Annotated in this window: 16 protein-coding genes; 12 read left to right on the top strand and 4 right to left on the bottom strand. The window is 63.7% G+C overall.

Annotated features, from left to right (window positions below):
- Position 1: 1 nt before the first annotated feature.
- The 4 genes from EV669_RS12870 (at position 2) to accD (ending at position 3,725) form a co-directional block, all read left to right on the top strand.
- Complete coding sequence (locus EV669_RS12870) at positions 2–625, top strand: phosphoribosylanthranilate isomerase (RefSeq protein ID WP_054286054.1); 624 nt, start codon at positions 2–4, stop codon at positions 623–625.
- Positions 612–1,811: a tryptophan synthase subunit beta gene (gene trpB, locus EV669_RS12865; RefSeq protein ID WP_054285988.1), complete on the top strand. Its 1,200-nt coding sequence runs from the start codon at positions 612–614 to the stop codon at positions 1,809–1,811. Before EV669_RS12870 ends, trpB begins: the two co-directional genes overlap by 14 nt.
- Before the next feature lie 166 nt (positions 1,812–1,977).
- Positions 1,978–2,772, top strand: coding sequence for a tryptophan synthase subunit alpha (gene trpA, locus EV669_RS12860; protein WP_054285989.1), 795 nt, complete (start codon positions 1,978–1,980; stop codon positions 2,770–2,772).
- Positions 2,773–2,855: 83 nt separating this feature from the next.
- Entirely contained in the window at positions 2,856–3,725 is an 870-nt protein-coding gene (gene accD / locus EV669_RS12855; RefSeq protein ID WP_132098897.1) for an acetyl-CoA carboxylase, carboxyltransferase subunit beta, read from the top strand.
- Between the two features lie 62 nt (positions 3,726–3,787).
- On the opposite strand, the gene serA is transcribed toward accD, so the two are convergent.
- Entirely contained in the window at positions 3,788–5,017 is a 1,230-nt protein-coding gene (gene serA / locus EV669_RS12850) for a phosphoglycerate dehydrogenase (protein WP_055433660.1), read from the bottom strand.
- Between the two features lie 77 nt (positions 5,018–5,094).
- Between serA and EV669_RS12845 the strand changes: the two genes are divergently transcribed.
- Entirely contained in the window at positions 5,095–6,486 is a 1,392-nt protein-coding gene (locus EV669_RS12845; protein WP_132098896.1) for an FAD-binding oxidoreductase, read from the top strand.
- A gap of 323 nt (positions 6,487–6,809) precedes the next feature.
- Here the strand turns inward: EV669_RS12845 and EV669_RS12840 are convergent, their stop codons facing one another.
- The 3 genes from EV669_RS12840 to EV669_RS12830 are packed head-to-tail and all read right to left on the bottom strand — an operon-like array spanning position 6,810 to position 8,524.
- Complete coding sequence (locus tag EV669_RS12840; protein ID WP_132098895.1) at positions 6,810–7,376, bottom strand: YceI family protein; 567 nt, start codon at positions 7,374–7,376, stop codon at positions 6,810–6,812.
- Between the two features lie 33 nt (positions 7,377–7,409).
- Positions 7,410–7,955 carry a YceI family protein gene (locus EV669_RS12835; protein ID WP_132098894.1) on the bottom strand — a complete coding sequence of 182 codons (546 nt, stop codon included), beginning with the start codon at positions 7,953–7,955 and terminating at the stop codon, positions 7,410–7,412.
- 20 nt (positions 7,956–7,975) lie between these two features.
- Positions 7,976–8,524 carry a cytochrome b gene (locus tag EV669_RS12830; protein ID WP_132098893.1) on the bottom strand — a complete coding sequence of 183 codons (549 nt, stop codon included), beginning with the start codon at positions 8,522–8,524 and terminating at the stop codon, positions 7,976–7,978.
- Between the two features lie 229 nt (positions 8,525–8,753).
- On the opposite strand from EV669_RS12830, the gene EV669_RS12825 reads away from it, so the two are divergent.
- From EV669_RS12825 to narH, 7 genes are all read left to right on the top strand, one after another.
- Positions 8,754–10,775 (top strand): histidine kinase dimerization/phospho-acceptor domain-containing protein, encoded by a 2,022-nt coding sequence (locus EV669_RS12825; RefSeq protein WP_132098892.1) that lies wholly within the window; start codon positions 8,754–8,756, stop codon positions 10,773–10,775.
- Positions 10,772–12,418, top strand: coding sequence for an EAL domain-containing protein (locus EV669_RS12820; RefSeq protein WP_132098891.1), 1,647 nt, complete (start codon positions 10,772–10,774; stop codon positions 12,416–12,418). Before EV669_RS12825 ends, EV669_RS12820 begins: the two co-directional genes overlap by 4 nt.
- Complete coding sequence (locus EV669_RS12815) at positions 12,415–14,241, top strand: sensor histidine kinase (protein WP_132098890.1); 1,827 nt, start codon at positions 12,415–12,417, stop codon at positions 14,239–14,241. The genes EV669_RS12820 and EV669_RS12815 overlap by 4 nt, the downstream gene beginning before the upstream one ends.
- A gap of 134 nt (positions 14,242–14,375) precedes the next feature.
- Positions 14,376–15,632: an MFS transporter gene (locus EV669_RS12810; protein WP_132098889.1), complete on the top strand. Its 1,257-nt coding sequence runs from the start codon at positions 14,376–14,378 to the stop codon at positions 15,630–15,632.
- Between the two features lie 48 nt (positions 15,633–15,680).
- Positions 15,681–17,060 (top strand): NarK family nitrate/nitrite MFS transporter, encoded by a 1,380-nt coding sequence (locus EV669_RS12805; protein WP_132098888.1) that lies wholly within the window; start codon positions 15,681–15,683, stop codon positions 17,058–17,060.
- Positions 17,061–17,302: 242 nt separating this feature from the next.
- Positions 17,303–20,986: a nitrate reductase subunit alpha gene (locus EV669_RS12800; RefSeq protein WP_132098887.1), complete on the top strand. Its 3,684-nt coding sequence runs from the start codon at positions 17,303–17,305 to the stop codon at positions 20,984–20,986.
- A gap of 64 nt (positions 20,987–21,050) precedes the next feature.
- Entirely contained in the window at positions 21,051–22,601 is a 1,551-nt protein-coding gene (gene narH / locus EV669_RS12795) for a nitrate reductase subunit beta (protein WP_132098886.1), read from the top strand.

Here is a 22,601-nt window from a genome sequence, read left to right as displayed (position 1 = left end):
CATGTCGGTTCGCATCAAAATCTGCGGAATCACCACGCCGCAGGACGCACAGGAAGCAGCGAGGCTGGGGGCCGACGCGGTGGGGCTGGTGTTTTACCCGCCCAGTCCGCGCAACGTGAACCCGGACCAGGCCCGCGCCATCGTGCGTGCACTGCCGCCATTCGTCAGTGTCGTGGCCCTCTTTGTCAATCCAAGCCGCGAAGCGGTGGAAGCGGTGCTGGCCGCCTGTCCGGTGGACATCCTGCAGTTTCATGGCGAAGAATCCCCTGACTTCTGTCGCAGCTTTCACCGTCCCTATCTTAAGGCGGTGCGGGTGCGACCGGGTACCGACTTCTCCGCCCTGGCCGCGGCCTATGCCGATGCGCGCGGCCTTCTCACCGACGCCTTCGTCGAAGGGGTGCACGGCGGCACAGGCACCACCTTCGACTGGAGTCTGCTGCCAGAAGAGCGCCCCCTGCCGCTCATCCTCTCGGGAGGGCTGGACGAGCGCAACGTGGCCGAGGCCGTGCGCCGTGTGCGTCCCGATGCGGTGGACGTCTCCAGTGGCGTGGAAAAAAGCAAAGGCATCAAAGATGTCGCCCGGATGGCGGCATTCATTTCAGGAGCTAGGCATGGGTCAGTATGATCTTCCGGACGCCCGGGGCCATTTCGGTCCTTATGGAGGCGTCTACGTCGCAGAAACGCTGATGGCCGCCCTTGACGAACTCAAGGCCGAGTACGCGCGGGCGAAAGCCGATCCGGCATTCTGGCAGGAATACCACTACGAGCTGAAGCACTTCGTCGGCCGTCCCAGCCCGATCTACCACGCCAAACGCTGGTCGGAAAAACTGGGCGGTGCCCAGATCTATCTCAAGCGCGAAGACCTGAACCATACCGGCGCGCACAAGGTGAACAACACCATCGGCCAGGCACTGCTGGCACGTCGCATGGGCAAGAAGCGGGTGATTGCCGAAACCGGTGCGGGTCAGCATGGCGTGGCCTCGGCCACCGTGGCCGCCCGCTACGGCATGGAGTGCGTGGTCTACATGGGGGCGGAGGATGTGAAGCGCCAGGCGCCCAACGTGTTCCGCATGAAATTGCTGGGCGCTACGGTGGTGCCAGTGGAAAGCGGTTCCAAGACGCTCAAGGACGCGTTGAACGAGGCGATGCGCGACTGGGTAACCAACGTGGACTCCACCTTCTACATCCTGGGGACCGCGGCAGGCCCGCATCCGTATCCGATGCTAGTGCGCGACTTCCAGCGCATCATCGGTCTGGAAGCCATTGAACAGATGCAGGAAATGGCCGGCCGCCAGCCGGACATGGTCGTAGCGTGCGTGGGCGGAGGCTCCAACGCCATCGGGATTTTCCATCCCTATGTGGACGTGGACGGCGTGCGTCTTGTGGGTGTGGAGGCCGGTGGCGATGGTGTGGAAACGGGGCGGCACGCCGCACCGCTGTCCGCCGGCAAACCGGGTGTGCTGCACGGCTTCCGCAGCTACCTGATGCAGGACGAGGACGGGCAGATCATCGAAACGCATTCCGTGTCTGCCGGGCTCGACTACCCGGGCGTCGGTCCAGAGCACAGCCTGCTCAAGGACATCGGGCGCGCCGAATACGTGGCCATCAATGACGACGAGGCGCTCAAGGCCTTCGAGGATTGCTGCCGGCTGGAAGGCATCATCCCGGCACTGGAGTCCAGCCATGCGTTGGCCCAGGCCGCCAAGATCGCCCCCACGATGAGCAAAGACCAGATCATCCTTGTCAACCTGTCTGGTCGCGGCGACAAGGACATCAACACCGTGGCCGGCCTGATGGGCATCACGCTGTGAGTACCCTCCGGACGGGGGCAGCCGCCGGTCCGTGTCAGACGGGCCGTTGCACGGCGTCGCCCGCTCCAAGGTTGGCCGAAGCCCTGGTGCCTCGTTCCTATCAATTGCTCGGCGCGGTCGCCTTCTCTACGACCGTGCCGACCCTTCCTGGCAAGGACATTACTGCATGAGTCGCGTAGCAGAAACATTTGCCCGCCTGCAGGCTGAAGGCGCAAAAGCTCTCATCCCCTTCATCACCGCTGGCGACCCGCAGCCGGGCCTGACGGTGGAGCTAATGCAGGGCCTGGTGGAGGGCGGCGCCGACATCATCGAGCTGGGTGTGCCGTTTTCCGACCCGATGGCAGACGGTCCGGTCATCCAGCGGGCCTCCGAGCGCGCGCTCGCCCACAAGGTGGGCCTGCGCCAGGTACTGGACATGGTGGCCGAATTTCGCCGCACCAACACTACTACACCGGTAGTGCTGATGGGCTACCTCAATCCGCTTTGCGCCATGGGCTACGAAGCCTTTGCCCGTCGGGCACGTGAAGCGGGCGTGGATGGTGTGTTGACGGTGGACTGCCCCCCCGAGGAAGCCGCAGAACTGTCGCAAGCACTGATGGACCAAGACCTGGATCCGGTCTTCCTGATTGCGCCCACCACACCGGCCGAGCGCATCCGCGAGATCGGCCATCACGCACGCGGATATGTCTACTATGTCTCGCTTAAGGGCGTGACCGGCGCTGGCAATCTGGACATTGACGACGTAGCGCGTAAAATTGCCGCCCTCAGGGAAGAAATCCGGGTGCCTATCGGCGTCGGGTTCGGCATCCGCGATGCCGAAACGGCGCGGGCGCTGTCCGTCACCGCCGATGCGATCGTGGTGGGCAGCCGTCTGGTACAGGAAATCGAGGCGGCGACATCCGAAACTGCCAAAGAGCGGTTGACCCGTCTGGTAGCCAGTCTCAAGGCTGCCATTAACTAGATAATGTACGGCGGGGCCTGAGGGCCCCGCCGGCTTGCCGCCGTACCGGCTCCGGGCCGGGTGCGGCGCATAAAGGAGTCTGCATGAGCTGGTTGAACAAGCTCCTGCCGCCGAAGATCAAGCGCGAGAACCGCGCCGACAAGCCTTCGGCTGTACCGGAAGGCCTGTGGAGCAAGTGCTCCGCATGCGAAGCCGTACTGTATTACACCGATCTGGAGAGCAACCTGGGCGTCTGCCCGAAGTGCAACCATCACCATGCGCTGTCCGCACGCGAGCGTCTTGATGCCCTGCTGGATCCGGAAGGACGTCGCGAAATCGGCGCCGAAGTCCGGCCGGTGGACATCCTGAAGTTCAAGGACAGCAAGCGTTATCCCGACCGGCTGGCAGCGGCCCGCACTGAAACCGGCGAAGACGATGCCATAGTGGTGATGCAGGGCAGCATCCTGTCGCAACCGGCAGTAGTAGCCGCCTTCGAGTTCAAGTTCATCGGCGGTTCGATGGGCTCGGTGGTGGGCGAGCGCTTCGTGCGCGGGGTGCAGGCGGCGGTCGAGGCTCGTGCTCCGTTCATTTGCGTGGCGGCCTCTGGTGGCGCGCGGATGCAGGAGGGCCTCAACTCGCTGATGCAGATGGCCAAGACGAGTGCGGCCCTTCAACTGCTGACCGACGCACGTCTGCCGTTCATCTCCATCCTCACCGACCCGACCATGGGTGGTGTGTCGGCTTCGTTTGCCTTTCTGGGCGATGTGGTGATTGCCGAACCGGGCGCGCTCATCGGTTTTGCCGGGCCGCGCGTGATCGAGCAGACGGTGCGCGAGACCCTGCCTGAGGGTTTTCAGCGCTCCGAGTTCCTGCTGGAAAAGGGCGCAATCGACATGATCGTCGATCGGCGCGAACTGAAGCGGCGCGTGGCGGAGCTGACCACGTTGCTGATGGACGAGCCGGCACTGCAGTAAGTACGGCCTGCCCGGTCACAAAAAAGCCCCGCCTCTGCGGGGCTTTTGCATGGAGCTGTGCGTCAGAACAGCAGCCGACAGCGGATGGTGCCGTCGATCCGTTGCAGCGTCTCCAGGGCGGCCTGGCTGGCTGCGGTGTCGGTTTCGATGACTACGTAACCGATTGTGTCGTTGGTTTGCAGGTACTGTGCCACGATGTTGATGCCGGCACGCGAGAACTGCTCGTTGATCTGGGCGAGGATACCCGGCTTGTTGGCGTGAATGTGCAGCAGCCGGCACTTGCCGCGCTGCTCCGGCAGCGAGACTTCCGGAAAGTTGACCGCGGTGAGCGTGGAGCCGTTGTTGCTGTACTTGATCAGCTTGGAGGCCACCTCACCGCCGATGTTGGCCTGTGCCTCCAGGGTGCTGCCACCGACGTGCGGGGTGAGAATCACATTGGGGAAGGCCTGCAGAGGCGAAACGAAGGCCTCGCCATTGCCTTCCGGCTCTACCGGAAATACATCGATGGCGGCCCCCGCCAGATGTTTCTGCGCCAGCGCTTCGGCCAACGCCTCGATGACCACCACCGTCCCGCGCGAAGCATTGATCAGGTGGCTGCCGGGCTTCATGCGGGCCAGCTGGGGGGCGTCGATCATGTCGCGGGTCTCTGGGGTTTCGGGCACGTGCAGCGTTACTACGTCCGCTTCGGACAGAAGGGCATCCAGCGAGGCTACCTGCCGGGTGTTGCCCAAGGTGAGCTTGTTCTCGATGTCGTAGAAGATCACGCGCATGCCCATCGATTCGGCCAGGACGCCCACCTGGGTGCCGATGTGGCCGTAGCCGACGATGCCGAGTGTCTTGCCCCGCACCTCGTAGCTGCCTTCGGCCGACTTCAGCCAACCGCCCTGATGGGCAAGAGCGTTCTTTTCCGGCACACCACGCATCAGCATGATGGTTTCGGCAATCACCAGCTCTGCCACGGAACGGGTGTTGGAAAAGGGCGCATTGAACACCGGAATCCCCCGTACCGCGGCGGCTTTCAGGTCCACTTGGTTGGTGCCGATGCAGAAGCAGCCCACGGCCATCAACCTTTTGGCTGCGGAGAACGCCTCTTCGGTCAACTGGGTGCGGGAGCGGATGCCGATGATGTGGGCATCGGCGATGCGTTCGATCAGCTCTGCCGGCGGCAGGGCCTTCTTGTGAAACTCGATGTTGGTATAGCCGTCGGCCTGGAAGGCATCCACTGCGCTCTGGTGCACCCCCTCGAGCAGCAGTACCTTGATGCGGTCCTTGGCAAGCGAAACGTTCTGCATCCTGCTTCCTCTTATCCCAGTAAAGAACTCGGGTATTATGAGGGTCTTGTTGCTTTGTTGACCAGAGAGGCCGCCGGATGCTCGAACCCCGACAGATTCAACAGCTACATTCCCTGCTGGAGACCCAGCGGGTGGCCACCGACGTCGCCACCCTTCAAAGCCACGGACTGGACTGGACACGCTACTACACGCCTGCACCCGCTGCGGTCGTGTTCCCCAAGACCACCGAGGAGGTGGCCGCTTTGGTGCGCTGGGCAACACAGGAAAAGGTAGCCTTGGTGCCCTCGGGGGGGCGCACCGGCCTCTCCGGTGGAGCGGTGGCCACCCAAGGTGAAGTGGTGGTTTCGTTCGACCGCATGAACGCCATCCTCGACTTTAATCCGGTGGATCGGACGGTGCGCTGCCAGGCCGGTGTAGTGACCGCGCAGCTGCAGGATTTTGCCGCCGACCAGGGGCTCTACTATCCGGTGGACTTTGCCTCCAGCGGCAGCAGCCAGATCGGCGGCAACATTGCCACCAACGCCGGCGGTATCAAAGTAGTACGTTACGGGATGACCCGCGAATGGGTGGCCGGCCTGAAGGTGGTGACCGGCACCGGCGAGGTGCTGGAGCTCAACCAAGGGTTGGCCAAGAACAATACCGGTTACGATTTCCGCCATCTGTTCATCGGTTCCGAGGGCACCTTGGGGTTCATCGTCGAGGCCACGATGCAGCTGACCCGACCGCCCGCTCCCCTGTCGGTGATGGTGCTGGCGGTGCCGGCGCTGGCCGGCATCATGGAGGTCTTCAATGCTTTCCGGCAGCGGTTGGACCTGACGGCGTTCGAATTTTTCTCCGAAAAGGCCCTGCGGCATGTGCTGGCCCGCGGTCAGGTGCAGCGCCCGTTCGAGGGAGAGAGCGATTACTACGTGCTGCTGGAGTTCGAGTGCGTCAATTCAACCACCGAAGAGACGGCGCTTTCGCTGTTCGAAGAGTGCATGGAAGCAGGCTGGCTGGTGGATGGCGTATTGTCCCAGTCCGAAGAACAGGCGCGGGCATTGTGGCGCTTACGCGAGGACATCAGCGAGTCGATTACCCCTTACCGGCCGTACAAGAACGACATCGCCGTGCGGGTGAGCGCGGTGCCACCTTTCGTCGAGGCGCTGGATGCGGTACTGGCACGCGAGTACCCGGATTTCGAGGTGGTATGGTTCGGCCACATCGGTGATGGCAACCTGCACATCAATGTGCTCAAGCCGGACGCGCTGGCGCTAGACGGCTTTCGTGAGGCATGCGAGCGGGTCAATGCTGAGGTATTTGCCCTGGTGCGACGCTTCGGTGGCAGCATGTCGGCCGAGCACGGCGTTGGTCTCCTCAAACGGGACTATCTGGACGTTACCCGCTCTCCGGAAGACATTGCATTGATGCGCGGGGTAAAGGCGGTGTTCGACCCTCTGGGCATCATGAACCCCGGCAAGCTGCTGGCCTGAGTCCGCTTCGGCCAACCTTGCATGCCTCCCACCCCGGTGCCCGGGGGGTGCCACTTGTTTCTGGCAGGCCGCTCATGCCCCGGCGGCCTTGAACGCCGCGGTGCGGGCTCGGTCAGCCCTCCAGAGCGCCTTCACGCCCTGGGCCCATCCTTTGGCCACGGGCGTGGGCGCAGTCTCTCCGGCAGTCTTCGTTGAGCCCACCGGTTTACCGCGGCGGGCGGTCTGTGCCGTCACTCTTTGGCCCTGGGCCGAGTACCCTTCGCCTGCGCAGGCAAGAAAAAGCCCGGCCGTTCGGGCCGGGCAGGGGGACTTAAATCCGCTGCTTACTGCGCCACGGCCTCCAGGGCGATACCCAGGTCCACCTCGTCGCTGATGGCGGGCAGGAAGGCCTTCATGCCGAACTCGCTACGCTTGATACGCGTGGTGGCATTGGCGCCCCAGGTTTCTTTGCCGCTCATCGGGTTCTTGGCCTTGTTGACATTCACCAGCTTGAGGGTGACCGGACGGGTCACACCCAGCAACGTCAGCTTGCCCTGCACCTCGGCCGGTTTGCTGCCGTGGAATACCACCTTGTCGGACTGGAAGGTAAGGGTGGGGAATTTCTCCACGTTGAAAAATTCCGGGCCCTTCAGGTGGGCGTCGCGGTCGGCCAGGAAAGTTTGCAGTGAAGCGGCGTCGATCGTGACATCCACCTTGCCCGATTTGGCGGACTCATCCACCACTACCGTGCCGCCCACCTTGGTGAACAGGCCACTCTGCTTGGAAAGGCCCAGGTGGTTCACGCTGTACCCCGCGTAAGTGTGGGCGGGGTCGATGGTGTAGCTGACGGGGGCGGCCATGGCAGCGCCAGCGAATGCGAAGAGGGCAGAGGCAAGAAGGGTACGGGTCATCGTAGGCTCCGTTAGAGTGAACAGGATCGGGGGTTACTGGCCCTTCAGGGCCATGCGGAAACTGAGCTGTACGTCGTCGGCCACGGTGCCGGTATCGCTCCAGCTGCCTTCGCCGATGCGGAAGGCCAAGCGCGAGATCGGCAGGCTGCCTTCCACCAGGGTGACGCCATTCTCGGCACGCGCCGTGAAGGGCGCTGTGACATCACGGGTGACCCCTTTGAGTGTCAGACGGCCGTTGACCTGATAGCGGTTCCCGCCCAGTGCCTTCATCGCGGTAGAGGTGAAACGCGCCTGCGGGAACTGGGCAGTATTGAACCAGTCCTTCTTGCGCGCCTCGGCCTCGGCCTCGCGCGTGGGTAGTGCGATGCTGGCTGTGTCGATCACGATGTCGGCGCGACCGGCTTCGGGCTTCTGGGGGTTGAAGTCAACGTTGGCCGAAAACTTGCGAAAGCTTCCGGACACCGGAACGTTCATCTGTTTCATGGTGAAGGTCAGCTGACTGCGCGCCAGGTCCACTGGTTGTGCGCCGGCAAGCGGGGCCAGCATCAGAAGGCTTGCAGCGAGGGCAGGAAATTTCATTGTTTCTTCCTTGGAAAGGGTCAGTGGTGGCCGGAGCGCAGGCGCATGCGGCTCATCAGGCCGTCACGATCGATCAGCTGGTGCTTGAGCGCGGCGAGCACATGGCCCACCACCAGCAGGGCCAGCAGCCAGACCAGGGTCTCGTGCAACGACTTCAGTCGTTCGCCCAGCGCCGGGTCGGCCGAAACCAGGTCGGGCAGGGGCAGTAGGCCCAGCCAGACCACCGGGATGCCGTAAGCCGAGCTCATCGTCCAGCCGGACAGCGGAACGGCAAGCATCAAGAGGTAGAGCAAAACGTGGCCTGCATGGGCGGCCCGCACTGCCAGCGGCGACATGCTGGCGGGCAACGCCGGGGGGCGCCGGTAAAAGCGCACTGTCAGGCGCCAGATCCCCAGCGCGAGAGCGAGAATGCCTGCCCACTTGTGCCATGCAATCCAGCGGAATTTTTCCGGCGACAGCGGCAGGGTGCTCAGGTACCAGCCAAACGCGAAAGTGCCTACGAGGAGGAGCGCCATCAGCCAGTGCAGGATGACCTGCAAGGCGGTGTAGCGTTCGGAGTGAGGGTTCATCGGGAAGAGTTCCGTTTTCGTTGGCAAGAGGGCTTGCAGAGTCCGTTTCCGCCTTGCATGTGGGCTTGGAGCGACAGACAGGAATTTAGTTCACATTAGAACCATTCATCAAGCCGCCAAAACGGAACAGACTGTCTCGAAAAGTGCTTTGGCCGGGGTGTAGGACAGCATTATCATGCAGTGACACGACAACGTCCCGACGGGACGGCAGCACACCTAGGCTTTTAACATGAATGAAACCGGGCAAACCCGCAGTGTTCCGTTGGAGCGCTGGCTGTGGCGCAGCTTTCTGCGGGCGGCCATCGTCCCCCTGCTGGTGATCGAACTTGGCTTCCTGATGGTGTACTGGATCAGCGGCGAGATGACCCTGGCGCAGAACCGTGCCTCTGTCACCGGGCTGACCCGCAATTTCTTCGAGCGTGCAGCCCGCCAGGAAGGTACAGCCATCAGCCAACAGCTGATGTCGGTGGAAACTCTCACCCGCCTGTTCGCCCGTCAGACCGGCAGTGCGCTGGCCACGCCGGCGCAGCCCGATCCGACGGAAGTGGCACGGTATACCACCAGCCCGGAAGGCGCCTTCTACACCACCCGCGACAATGGCGGGGCGGCAGCGTTTTTCAGCGGCCACGTCCCGGTGGGGCCGGCCGAGAAGGATAAGGTCTGGCGCACCGTAAGGCTGGACCCGCTGATGAAGGACATCGTGTCAGCCAATCCGCTGGTGACGCAGGTCTACTTCAACACCCGGGACTCGTACAACCGGATTTATCCTTATTTTGAAGTGCTGTCGCAGTACCCGGTGAAAATGGACATCCCCTCGTACAACTTTTACTACGAGGCCGATGGCAAGCATAATCCCCTACGCCGCGCGGTCTGGACTGACGCCTATCTGGACCCTGCCGGAAGTGGCTGGATGGTCTCGTCGATCGCACCGGTCTGGCTGGGTGACCGTCTGGAGGCGGTGGTCGGCATCGACATCACCCTCAAGACCGTGGTGGACCAAGTGCTCAAGCTGGACCTGCCAGGCAGCGCCTACGCCATGCTGCTCAGCCGCGACGGCACCATCCTTGCCCTGCCATCCAAAGGGGAGGGAGACTGGCGTCTGCGGGAGCTGACACGCTTTCACTACACCGAAGCCATCACCAGCAACACCTTCAAGCCCGAAAGCTTCCGCATCAACCGCCTGCCTGCCGGCAAGAGGTTGGCCGACGCCATGCGCCGCGCACCTGCAGGCACGCTGGCGCTAACCCTGGATCAGCCGGTACTGGCGTCCTGGGCGCGTGTGGCGGGCCCAGGTTGGACACTGGTGCTGGTGGCCCCCGAAAACGAGGTGCTGGCCGAGGTGAACAGCTTGCACGGCCGCCTGGCCAAGATCGGCTACGGCATGGTGCTGACGCTTCTGGCGTTCTATGTGGTGTTTTTCGCCGTGCTCTACCGGCACGCACGCCGCACCAGCCGGCGCATGGCTGGCCCGATGGCCCAGTTCGAATCGATGGTGGGCGGCATTGGCAAGGGCCGCTATCCCGAAGCCGCTCCCGACAGCGACATCGAGGAAATGAACCGCCTGGGCACGCACATTGTCGGTCTCGGACAGACGCTGGAGGAGGCTGCGCGCCAGCTTGAGACACGGCGTGAGCAGGATCTGGCGCTTCTGGAGCGGGAGCGGGCGCTCAACCGCGAGCATCAGCGCTTCATCGAAACCATGTCGCATGAAGTGCGCACGCCGCTGACGCTGATCGATAGCACTGCCCAGTCGCTGGAGCGGCGGGCAGACCAGATGCCGCCGCAGACCGTGGTGGAGCGTGCTGTGCGCATCCGGGCGGCTACACAGCGTCTGGCAGCAATGCTGGATGAAACCCTAGCCGAGTTTCCGGTGGACAGCGGCCCACAACCGGTGGTGCGCATGGTGCGCAGCGCGCTGGCACGCTTGCCCGACGGGCTGATCACCGACGCTGTGCACGATGCCGCCGAGGAAGGCCGGGTGGCCGAGGCAGCGTGGCGGTGCATCATTGACGAGGTTGCCAGCCGTATCGCCCACTGGCAGGGAACGTGGCACAGCCGCCTGAACGAGGAGGCCGGCACCTGCTGCTGGCTGCTGCAGCAGGTGCGTCCGGGTAGCATCGGGCCCGTGCAGCTGGACATGCTCACGGCAGAGGCTGAGGCTGCCGGCGGTGGACTGGATTACGAGGAAGAGGCAGACGGGCGACGGCAGCTGGTGTTGCGGATCCCGCTTGTCCAGAAGGAGGCACCATGAGTCAGGCCACGATCCTGTGTGTAGAGGACGAAGTGGAAATCCGCGAGATGATCGTGGAAGAACTCGGGTTTGCCGGATATACAGTGCTGCAGGCCGGGGACGGCGTGGAGGCACTGGCGCTCTTTGACGCGCACCACCCCGATCTGGTGATCACCGACGTGGGAATGCCGCGCATGAATGGCTTTGAGCTCTTGGCCGCAGTGACGGGGCGCAAGGACGGTCTGGAGGACACGCCGTTCGTGATGCTGACCGCTCTGGCCGACCGGCAGAACCAGATTCAGGGGCGCACGCTCGGGGCCGACGACTACCTGACCAAACCGGTGGACTTCGACCTGCTGCTGGCGACGGTGGCAGCCCGCCTTGCCAAGCGGGCCCGTCAGGCTGGGGCGGTGCAGCCCATCGCCGGGCCTACGCCGTCCGGCATCCTCGACCGTCTGGCGGCGTGTGCCCGGCAGCAGCAGCCGACCCGGCTCACGCTGGTCAAGATCGACAGTTACCTTGTGCTGTCGCTGCGCATGGATGCCGCGGCACGGTCCGCACTCCAGCGGCAAGTGGAGCGACACCTGCAGGGCTTGGCCGAAGAGGGCAGCGTATCGCTGTACGGTGAGGGGTTGTGGGCACTGATCGAGCGGGCAGATGTGCCCGGCGATGCCTACCGCTGCTACCGCGAGCGCCAGCCTGTGGAAGGGGCCGCGCTCGCAATGTCCTTCACCGCCAGCGTGCTCAGCATCGATCTGGACTGGCGCAATCCGGTGCTGACCCGGCTGGCGCCGCCGGCACTGATGGAGTCGCTGGCGCTCAATCTCACCTTCGAAAGCCTGCAGCAGCCACGACGCCGACTGAGCCTGGGGCCGGAGGCTTATCAGCTTTTGGAGTCGGTGCGCTTTGCCGAGCACAACCTGCCAGAGGCTATCCGCAGCGGCGCGCTGCAGCTGGTGTTCCAGCCTCGGGTTCGTCTGGCCGACCGTCGGATAGTGGGAGCAGAGGCGCTGCTGCGCTGGCCAGGTGCCAGCATCGGCGCATTGTCTCCCGGATGCTTCGTGCCCGCCGCCGAACGGGCCGGCTATGCGGCCCTGTTGGACCGCTGGGTGATCGACAGCCTGCTGCGAGCGATGCAGCAACTGTTCGCGAGCGCACCCGACTGCGTGGTGTCATTCAACCTGTCGGCCGCCAGCCTGGACAGCGATGTGCCGCGCTACCTTCTCACACAGCTGGACGCGCTGGGCCCGGAACGGGCACGCCGGCTGGAAATGGAGATCACCGAGACTTCGATGGCCCGCCTGGACGATGACATCCTCGATGCGATCGACCGGTTGCGCCGGCAGGGGATGCGCCTGGCAGTGGATGACTTCGGCGTGGGCTATGCCTCGCTCACCTACCTGAAGCAGTTCCGTACCGAGGTCATCAAGATCGACCGCAGTTTCGTGACGGGGTTGGCCGAAGAGGGCATCGACCGCCACATCGTGGAAGGCTTGGTGGGTCTGGCGCGCGGTCTGGGCTGCGAGGTGGTGGCCGAGGGTGTGGAAACCGCCGACCAAGCACGTATCCTGGCACAGCTGGGATGCCACCAGGCGCAGGGTTATTACTTTTACCAGCCGATGCCGCTGGCTGACTTCCGACAGCTACTCGAGAGCCAACCATGACCCGGCTGCCCGTGGCCTGGCAGGGTGCCCTTCCCGTGCTCGACACACTGGACACCCCGCTATGGGTCTTCGACCTCGTGCGTCATGCCATGGTGTGGGCCAACCGGGCCGCGCTGGCGCTGTGGGATGTGGAAACGCTGGAAGCCTTGCAGGGGCGGGACTTCACTCCACAGACTCAAGCGACACGTCAGCGGCTGGAGCGCTACCGGCAGCTGCTGGGGGCGGGGCGCAGCATCGTGGAAGCCTGGACCTTCTACCCCGAGGGCCGTCCCACCGCTTGGGAGTGCTGCTGTGCTGCGCTGGACCCGGAGACGCCGCACCTGATGCGGGTGGAGGCACGGTGCACTGTCCTTGCCGCCGAGACGCTGCGCACGCTGGAGGCTTTTCGCCATGTCACCGAACCGGTATCGCTCTATGATGCGGCAGGTCGGGTGCTGCTGCGTAACCCTGCCGCACATGCGCTGTTGCCACCGGCAGACACGGCGGAGGATGCTTTTGCCGCCTTGTTCGCTGATGCCAGTGAGGCACAGGCATGCCGGGGCCTGCTGCAGGGACAACAACAGGCCACCGTCGCCGCCGATCTCTTACTGCCCGAAGGTCCTGTCCGCCATCAGTTGCTGCTGACCGCGCTGGCCGACCCGGTGACCGGCACCGCAGCCATGCTGGTGTGTCACCACGATCTGGGGCCACAGCAGCGTCTGCTGCAGCTGGAGGCCAAGAAGACCGAGGAGTTGCAGCGTCTCATCGACACCCTGCCGCTGGCGATGGTGATCAGCGAGGCCGGCAGTGGCCAGATGGTGTATGCCAACCGTCTGGCGCTCACCCAGTACGGACTGGACGAATCGGCCTTGCAGCGGGGCCGGCTCAACGGGGCCGCGTTCTATGCTGACCCGGCAGTGCGTCAGGGCTATATGGCCCGCGTGGTGAGGGAAGGCGTTGTACACGGGCTGGAGACGGTGATGCGCGACGGACACGGCAACGTCTATCCCGTCCTGATCAATGGCTATCGGCTGGAGTACCAGGGGATGCCATGCGTATTGTCCAGCGTGGTAAGCCTTGCCGAGATCAAGGCCCGTGAGGATGCGCTGGAGGAGGCGCTGGCCACCGAACGCACCCTGCGCGATATGCAGCAGCGCTTCATTTCCATGGTATCGCACGAGTACCGCACTCCGCTGTCGCTGATCGACGGCATTGCGCAGAAGCTCTGTCGCCATCCGCAGCAGTTTCAGGGCGAGGCGCTGGTGGCGCGCGCCGGGCGCATCCGCGAGGTGGTGCGGGACATGCTGCGTCTGGGGGAGCGCGTGCTCACCCTGTCGCGCGTGGAGGCCGGGGGTATCGTTCCCCACTGGCAGGCGGTGCGATTGCTGCCGCTGCTCACCGACATCGTCGAGGCGCAGGAGGAAATTCATGGCGACTGCCACATCCAGCTAACGATGAGCGAGGGGCTGCCGGCCGACATCGAGGGCGATCCCGAACTGCTGCATCTGGTGTTCGCCAACCTGGTTTCCAATGCCGTGAAATACTCCCCCGATTGGAAGAAGGTGGATATCGCCTGTTACCCCGCGCCCGGCGGGGTCAGCGTTACCGTGCGCGACTGGGGGGTGGGCATCCCGAAGGCAGAGTTGCCCAACCTCTTCGCGCGCTTTTTCCGCGCCAGCAGCGGTCGCGGGCTGCCCGGTACAGGGCTGGGCCTGCACCTTGCGCGCGAGCTGATACTGCTGCATGGCGGCCGCATCAGCGTGGAGAGCGAGGAAGGGAAGGGTACGGTCTTCATCGTGTTCCTGCCCCGCCGCCAGCCCGGCAGTACCGCGGCTAAGTCTTAAGGACTAGTCCGTCTCCTCCCTTGGGGCGAACGCCCCTGTCCGTATGCCGTGTCCGGCCCCCTCCACCGGTGAATGGGAGCCACGCAGAGCACGGCGTACTGTGGCAGCCGTGTCTTTCCCTATAGGTGGCTGTCATGGCTTCCTCTGCCTTCAAGCAGTATGCGGTGCTGGCGTCGAGCACCGTCTCGTTCACCGTCTGTTTCATGATCTGGATGATGTTTGCGGTGCTGGGCATTCCGATCAAGGCCCACTTGGGGCTGTCGGAAACCGAGTTCGGCATTCTCGCCGCTACGCCTGTGCTCTCCGGTTCGCTGATCCGCGTGCCGCTGGGTATCTGGACCGACCGGTTCGGCGGGCGAGTGGTGCTGTTCACGCTGATGCTTGCCTGCGTGCTTCCCATCTACATGATGCAGTTTGCCACCGCTTACTGGCACTTCCTTGTCATCGGCCTGTTCGTGGGGCTGGCGGGGGGGGCTTTCTCCGTGGGCACCCCCTACGTGGCCCGCTGGTTTCCCAAGTCGAAGCAGGGCATGGCCATGGGTATCTTCGGGGCGGGCAACGCCGGCTCGTCGCTAACCAAGCTGATTGCGCCAACGATCATCGCCGCCTGGGGCTGGCAGATGGTGCCGACGGTTTACGCCGCCATCATGCTGGGCACGGCACTGCTGTTCTGGGTGTTCAGCTACAGTGATCCGGCCCACCGGGTATCGTCCAGCGTCACGCTGGGCCAGCAACTGGCCCTGATGAAGAATCCGGCAGTACTCCGCTACTGCCAGTATTACTCCGTCGTGTTCGGCGGCTACGTCGCGCTGGCCTTGTGGATGACCAAGTATTACGTGGCCGAGTACGGTTTCGACATCAAGCATGCCGCCTTTCTGGCTGCCTGCTTCTCGCTTCCGGGCGGCGTGTTGCGCGCGGTGGGAGGGTGGCTGTCCGACCGCTTCGGCGCCTACAAGGTGACGTGGGCGGTGATGTGGGTGTGCTGGGTGGCTTTCTTCATCCTGTCCTATCCGCAGACGCAGATGGTCATCAGTACCACGCAGGGGCCGCTGAGCGTACATGTCGGATTGGGCGCTACGCTGTTCACCGTGGTGCTGTTCGTGGTCGGCGTGGCCATGGCGGTGGGCAAGGCCTCGGTCTTCAAGTTCATCGCCGACGAATTTCCGGACAACATCGGCGCCGTCTCCGGAGTGGTGGGGCTGGCCGGCGGGCTGGGCGGCTTCCTGCTGCCGATCCTCTTCGGCCTGCTGGTGGACCTCACCGGCGTGCGCTCCAGCTCGTTCATGCTGCTGTACGGCACGGTGTGCGTCAGCCTGGTGTGGATGCATTTCTCGTTCAAACCGGTGGCGCGTGCAGAGGACGCCCGCCGCCTTGCGGCCCCCGAGGCCTGATCCCGCAACCGGCGGGTTGGCCGAAGCCCCCGCCCAAGGAGACCTACCATGTCCTATGTACTCAATCGCTGGGAGCCCGAGAACGCGGCTTTCTGGCAGCAGGAAGGCCGGCGGGTGGCGCGGCGCAACCTGTGGATCTCCATTCCCGCGCTGCTCCTGGCCTTCGCCATATGGCAGGTCTGGAGCGTGGTGGTGGTGAATATGCCCAACATCGGCTTCAACTACACCCCCAATCAGCTGTTCTGGCTGGCGGCGCTGCCCGCACTGTCGGGGGCGACGCTGCGGATCTTCTATTCCTTCATGGTGCCAATCTTTGGGGGCCGCAAGTGGACCACGCTTTCCACCGCCAGCCTGCTGATTCCGGCGCTGGGGATCGGTTTTGCAGTGCAGGACACCAGCACCAGCTATGTGACCATGATGATCCTGGCGCTGCTGTGCGGGCTGGGCGGTGGCAACTTCAGCTCGAGCATGGCCAACATCAGCTTTTTCTTCCCCAAGGCGGAGAAGGGCACAGCGCTGGGTCTGAATGCCGGGCTGGGCAACCTCGGGGTGTCGGTGGTGCAGTTTCTGGTGCCGCTGGTCATCACCGCTGGGGTATTCGGCGCGCTGGGCGGTGAGCCGCAGACTTGGGTGAAGGAGGGCGTCAGCAAGCCGATGTGGCTGCAGAACGCCGGCTTCATCTGGGTGCCGTTCATCGTGCTCTCCACCCTCTGTGCCTGGTTCGGCATGAACGACATCGCTTCGGCCAAGGCGTCCTTTGCCGATCAGGCGGTGATCTTCAAGCGCAAGCACAACTGGCTGATGTGCTGGCTGTACATCGGCACCTTTGGCTCCTTCATCGGGTTTGCTGCAGGCTTTCCGCTCTTGATCAAGAGCCAGTTCCCCGGCATTGACCCCACCCGCTATGCCTTCCTCGGCCCGCTGGTGGGGGCGCTGGCCCGTCCCTTTGGCGGCTGGTTGTCCGATCGCATCGGCGGGGCACGCGTCACGCAGGCCGTCTTTGCCATGATGATCGTGGCGGTATTCGGTGTCCTGGCCTTTCTGCCGGAACAGGGTGTCGGGGGCAGCTTCTGGGGCTTCTTTGCCTGCTTCCTGGCGCTTTTCCTGCTGACGGGCATCGGCAACGGCTCCACCTTCATGCAGGTGCCGGTCATCTTCCTCACGCTGCATCAGCGGTGGGCGGGCAAAGGCGAGACTGCCCAGCGCCAAGCCACGGCCGAGGCCACCAAGGAAGCTGCCGCAGTGCTCGGCTTCTCCGCAGCCATCGGCGCCTACGGCGGCTTCTTCATTCCCAAGAGCTACGGCACCTCGATCGCGCTGACAGGCGGGGTGGAGGCGGCGCTGTACGCCTTTATCGTCTTCTATGTCAGCTGCCTGGCCATCAACTGGTGGTTTTACGCGCGGCGCGGCGCGGAGGTGCCGTGCTGAACAATGTGTTCTCCAGGGCGGGCAGTGCTTCTGCCCAACCTTTCGGGCGCCCTGTGGGGCGCCCGTTTTTTTGCCACACGGAGGAGGCGCACTACGCCTTAGTAGCTAGGCGGGGCTAGGCCTTCCGCGCCGCGTTTTCCCTTCAACCGGCCAATGGGGGCGGCCGTCGGTTTTCCCTACCATCCAACCATGACAAAAGTCTGCCGCGGCGGTTTCCCGGCGCGGCCAACGTTGGAGGCATGATGAGCCATTTTCTCGACCGCCTGAACTTCCTCGGCAAGGTCAAAAGCACCTTCTCGGACGGCCATGGCGCCGTGGTGAACGAAGACCGCAAGTGGGAAGACGCCTACCGTCAGCGCTGGCAGCACGACAAGATCGTACGCTCCACCCATGGCGTGAACTGTACCGGTTCGTGTAGCTGGAAGGTGTATGTGAAGAACGGTCTGATCACCTGGGAAACCCAGCAGACCGACTATCCTCGCACCCGTCCCGACCTGCCCAACCACGAGCCGCGCGGCTGTCCGCGCGGGGCTTCGTACAGCTGGTATGTCTACTCCGCGCAGCGCGTGAAATACCCGATGGTACGGGGCCGGCTGATGCGCCTGTGGCGCGAGGCGCGCCGGACGATGGGGCCGATCGAGGCATGGGAGCACATCAGCCAGAACCCCGAGACGGCGCAGCAGTACAAGAGCAAGCGCGGCCAGGGGGGCTTTGTGCGTGCCAGTTGGGATGAGGTGAACGAGATCGTGGCAGCCGCCAACGCCTTCACCATCAAGCGCTACGGTCCGGACCGCGTGATCGGCTTCTCGCCGATCCCCGCCATGTCGATGGTGAGCTACGCCGCCGGCAGTCGCTACCTCAGCCTGATCGGCGGGGTACCGCTGTCGTTCTACGACTGGTACTGCGACCTGCCACCTTCCAGCCCGCAGACCTGGGGCGAGCAGACCGACGTGGCTGAATCGGCCGACTGGTACAACTCCACCTACCTGATGGTATGGGGTTCCAACGTGCCCATGACGCGCACCCCGGACGCCCACTTCTACACCGAAGTGCGCTACAAGGGCACCAAGACGGTAGCGGTGTCGTCCGACTTCGGCGAGATGGCCAAATTCGGCGACATCTGGCTGGCGCCCAAGCAAGGCACCGACGCCGCGCTCGCCATGGCGATGGGCCATGTGATCTTCAAGGAATTCCACCTCGACAAGCCGTCGGCCTACTTCACCGACTACATCCGCCAGTACACCGACATGCCGATGCTGGTGACGCTCAAGCCGCATGGCGACGGCTACGTGCCCGACTACTTCCTGCGGGCCAGCCACCTTTCGGCCAACCTTGGCGAGGACAACAATCCCGAGTGGAAGACGCTGGTGCTGGACGAGATCAGTGGTGACATCGTGGCGCCCAATGGCTCGATCGGCTTCCGCTGGGGCCAGCAGGGCAAGTGGAACCTGGAGGAGCGCGAGGGTGGCAGCGGGCGCGAGATCCGCGGTCGGCTGTCGCTGATCGACACCCGGGACGACGTGGCCAGCGTGCACTTCCCGTACTTTGGCGCCGAGCACGACGAACTTTTGCCGCGCAACGTGCCGGTACGCCATATCACCCTGGCCGACGGCCAGCGTGTGCCGGTGGCCACGGTATTCGACCTGATGGCCGCCAACTACGGCATCGATCGTGGCCTGGGGGGCGGCAATGTCGCCAGCAGCTACATGGACGACGTGCCATATACCCCCGCCTGGCAGCAGAAACACACCGGCGTGAAGCCGGAAATGGTCATTCAGGTGGCGCGCGAGTTTGCCCAGAACGCCGACAAGACACATGGCAAGTCCATGGTCATCGTCGGGGCGGCGCTCAACCACTGGTACCACATGGACATGACTTACCGCGGCATCATCAACATGCTGATGCTCTGTGGCTGCATCGGCCAGAGCGGTGGTGGCTGGTGCCACTACGTGGGTCAGGAAAAGCTACGTCCGCAAACCGGCTGGGCACCGCTGGCGTTTGCCGCCGACTGGAACCGTCCGGCCCGGCAGATGAACGGCACCAGCTTCTTCTACGCCCATACCAGCCAGTGGCGTCATGAAAAGCTGGGTGTGAATGAGATCCTCTGCCCCACCGCCGACGGCAGAATGGCCAGCATGGCGCTGATCGACTACAACGCCAAAGCCGAGCGCATGGGCTGGCTGCCGTCCGCTCCGCAGCTTTCGGCCAACCCGCTGGATGTAACCCGAGATGCCGAGGCGGCCGGTGAGGACCCGGTGGCCTATACCGTGTCCCGACTCAAGGACGGCACGCTCGACATGGCGTGCAACGACCCGGACAACCCGCAGAACTTCCCGCGCAACCTGTTCGTCTGGCGCTCCAACATCCTGGGCAGCTCCGGCAAGGGCCACGAATACTTCCTGAAGTACCTGCTGGGCACCCAGAACGCGGTGATGAACTCTGAAGAGGACTGCATCCGTCCGAGCGAGATCACCGTTCGCCCCGCTGCCGAAGGCAAGCTGGACCTTCTGGTAGTGCTGGATTTCCGCATGTCCACCACCTGCCTCTACGCCGATATCGTCCTGCCGACGGCGACCTGGTACGAGAAGGACGACCTCAACACCTCGGACATGCACCCGTTCATCCACCCGCTCTCCGAAGCCGTGCAACCGCTGTGGCAGGCCAAGACCGACTGGGAGATCTACAAGGGCTTTGCCAAGGCGCTGTCCGAAGTCGGTGGCGAGTATCTCGGCGTGCGCAAGGATCTGGTGCTCACCCCGCTGATGCATGACACCCCACAGGAGCTGGGCCAGCCTTTCGATCCGCGCGACTGGAAGAAGGGCGAGTGCGAGCCGGTGCCGGGCAAGACCATGCCGGCCATGACGGTGGTGGAGCGCGACTACCGCGCCATCCACCAGAAGTTCACCTCCATTGGCCCCTTGCTGGAGAAGGTGGGCAACGGCGGCAAGGGCATTGGCTGGCAGACCGGGCATGAAGTGGACGTGCTGCGCGGCCTGAACCGCACCGTTGCCGAGGGCGCTGGAAAAGGACAGCCGCGGCTGGACACTGCAATCGACGCCGCGGAAATGATCCTGACACTGGCGCCGGAAACCAACGGCCACGTCGCGGTGAAGGCTTGGGCCGCACTCTCCAAGGTGACCGGGCGCGACCACACGCACCTGGCACTGCCGCGCGAGCACGACAGCATCCGCTTCCGCGACATACAGGCTCAGCCGCGCAAGATCATCAGCTCGCCCACCTGGTCCGGTCTGGAAAGCGAGGAGGTGAGTTACAACGCTGGCTACACCAATGTGCACGAGCTGATCCCTTGGCGCACGTTGACCGGCCGCCAGCAGTTCTATCAGGACCATCAGTGGATGCGTGCCTTCGGCGAGGGCCTGTGCGTGTACAAGCCGCACGTAGACCTCAAAACCACCGCTGCGCTGTTGGGCAAGAAGCCCAACGGCCATGACGAGATTGTCCTTAACTTCATCACGCCGCATCAGAAGTGGGGCATTCACAGCACCTACTCGGACAACCTGCGCATGCTGACGCTGAGTCGGGGCGGGCCTCACGTGTGGGTATCGGAAGTGGATGCCAGGAAAGCGGGCATCGTCGACAACGACTGGATCGAGGTGTTCAACGCCAACGGGACCCTGACCGCCCGTGCGGTGGTGTCGCAGCGGGTGCCCGAAGGCATGACCCTGATGTACCACGCCCAGGAAAAGATCGTGAATGTGCCGGGGGCGGAGACCAGCGGCAAGCGCGGCGGCATCCACAACTCGGTGACCCGTGCCGTCACCAAGCCCACACACATGATCGGCGGCTATGCCCAGCTGTCGTGGGGGTTCAACTACTACGGCACCGTGGGCGCCAACCGCGACGAGTTCGTGATCGTGCGCAAGATGAAGAACGTGGACTGGATGGAAAGGCCGCTGGCCGAGTGAAGGGACGGGGAGGGCGCCTTCGGCCAACCCTCCGCCCCTTCTCCCTTCACTTAAGGAGAACAGTATGAAAATCCGAGCCCAAATCGGCATGGTGCTCAATCTGGACAAGTGCATCGGCTGCCATACCTGCTCGATCACCTGCAAGAACGTCTGGACGAGCCGCGACGGTATCGAATACGCCTGGTTCAACAACGTCGAAACCAAGCCTGGTGTCGGCTACCCCAAGGAATGGGAAAACCAGGAAAAATGGCAGGGCGGCTGGGTGCGCCGGCCCGACGGCAAGCTCGAACCGCGCCAAGGTAGTCGCCTGAAGATTCTGGCCAACATCTTCGGCAACCCCAATCTGCCGGCGATCGACGACTACTACGAGCCGTTCACCTACGACTACGAGCGCCTGCAGAACGCCCCCGAGGTCGAAACACCTCCCACTGCACGCCCGGTGTCGGTGCTTACCGGCAAGAAGATGGACAAGATCGAGTGGGGCCCCAACTGGGAGGACGACCTGGGCGGCGAGTTCAGCAAGCGCAGCAAGGACGCGCTGTTCGAGGGTATCCAGAAGGAGATGTACTCGGCCTTCGAGAACACTTTCATGATGTACCTGCCGCGCCTGTGCGAGCACTGCCTGAACCCGGCGTGCGTGGCCAGCTGTCCGTCCGGCTCGATCTACAAGCGCGAGGACGATGGCATCGTACTGATCGATCAGGACAAATGCCGCGGCTGGCGCATGTGTGTTTCGGGCTGCCCGTACAAGAAGATTTACTACAACTGGACTACCGGCAAGGCCGAGAAGTGCATCTTCTGCTATCCGCGCATCGAGGCCGGCCAGCCGACGGTGTGTTCGGAAACCTGCGTAGGTCGCATCCGCTATCTGGGTGTGCTGCTGTACGACGCCGACAAGATCGAGGCCGCTGCCAGTGTGGAAGACCCCAAGAGCCTGTACGAAGCGCAGCTGGGCGTGTTCCTTGACCCCCACGCGCCGGAGATCGTGGCCGAAGCCCAGCGCCAAGGCATCCCGCAGAGCTGGATCGACGCCGCCCAGAAGTCGCCGGTGTACAAGATGGCCATGGAGTGGAAGGTTGCTTTCCCGTTGCACCCCGAATACCGCACGCTGCCGATGGTGTGGTACATCCCGCCGTTGTCTCCCATCCAGTCCGCGCTGGAGAACGGCCTGATCGGCGAGAACGGCATCATCCCGGACGTGAAGGATTTGCGCATCCCCATCCGCTACCTGGCCAACCTGCTCACCGCAGGCAAGGAGGAGCCGGTGGTGCGGGCCCTGGAAACCATGGTGGCCATGCGTCGTTACATGCGCAGGAAGAGCGTGGACAAGGTTTCGGACCCTTCCACCCTGAAGGGCACCCATCTTTCGGGTGCGCAAGTGGAAGAGATGTACCAGATCATGGCCATCGCCAATTACGAAGATCGCTTCGTGATCCCCAGCAGCCACAAGGAGATGGTGGAAAGCACCTTCGACGACAAGGCCAGCTGCGGCTTCTCCTTCGGCAACGGCTGCTCGTCGGGCGTGTCGGAAGGGTCGCTCTTCGGCAAGAAAAAGGCCACTCCGATCGTATTCCACGACATGCGGCGTGATCGCAAGCTCAATGCCGGAGGCTGA

This window comes from Gulbenkiania mobilis (assembly GCA_004346645.1).
In the GTDB taxonomy this organism is placed as follows: Bacteria; Pseudomonadota; Gammaproteobacteria; order Burkholderiales; family Chromobacteriaceae; genus Gulbenkiania; species Gulbenkiania mobilis.
Note: the sequence above shows the minus strand (reverse complement) of the source record. Positions and strands in the feature narration are given on the sequence as shown.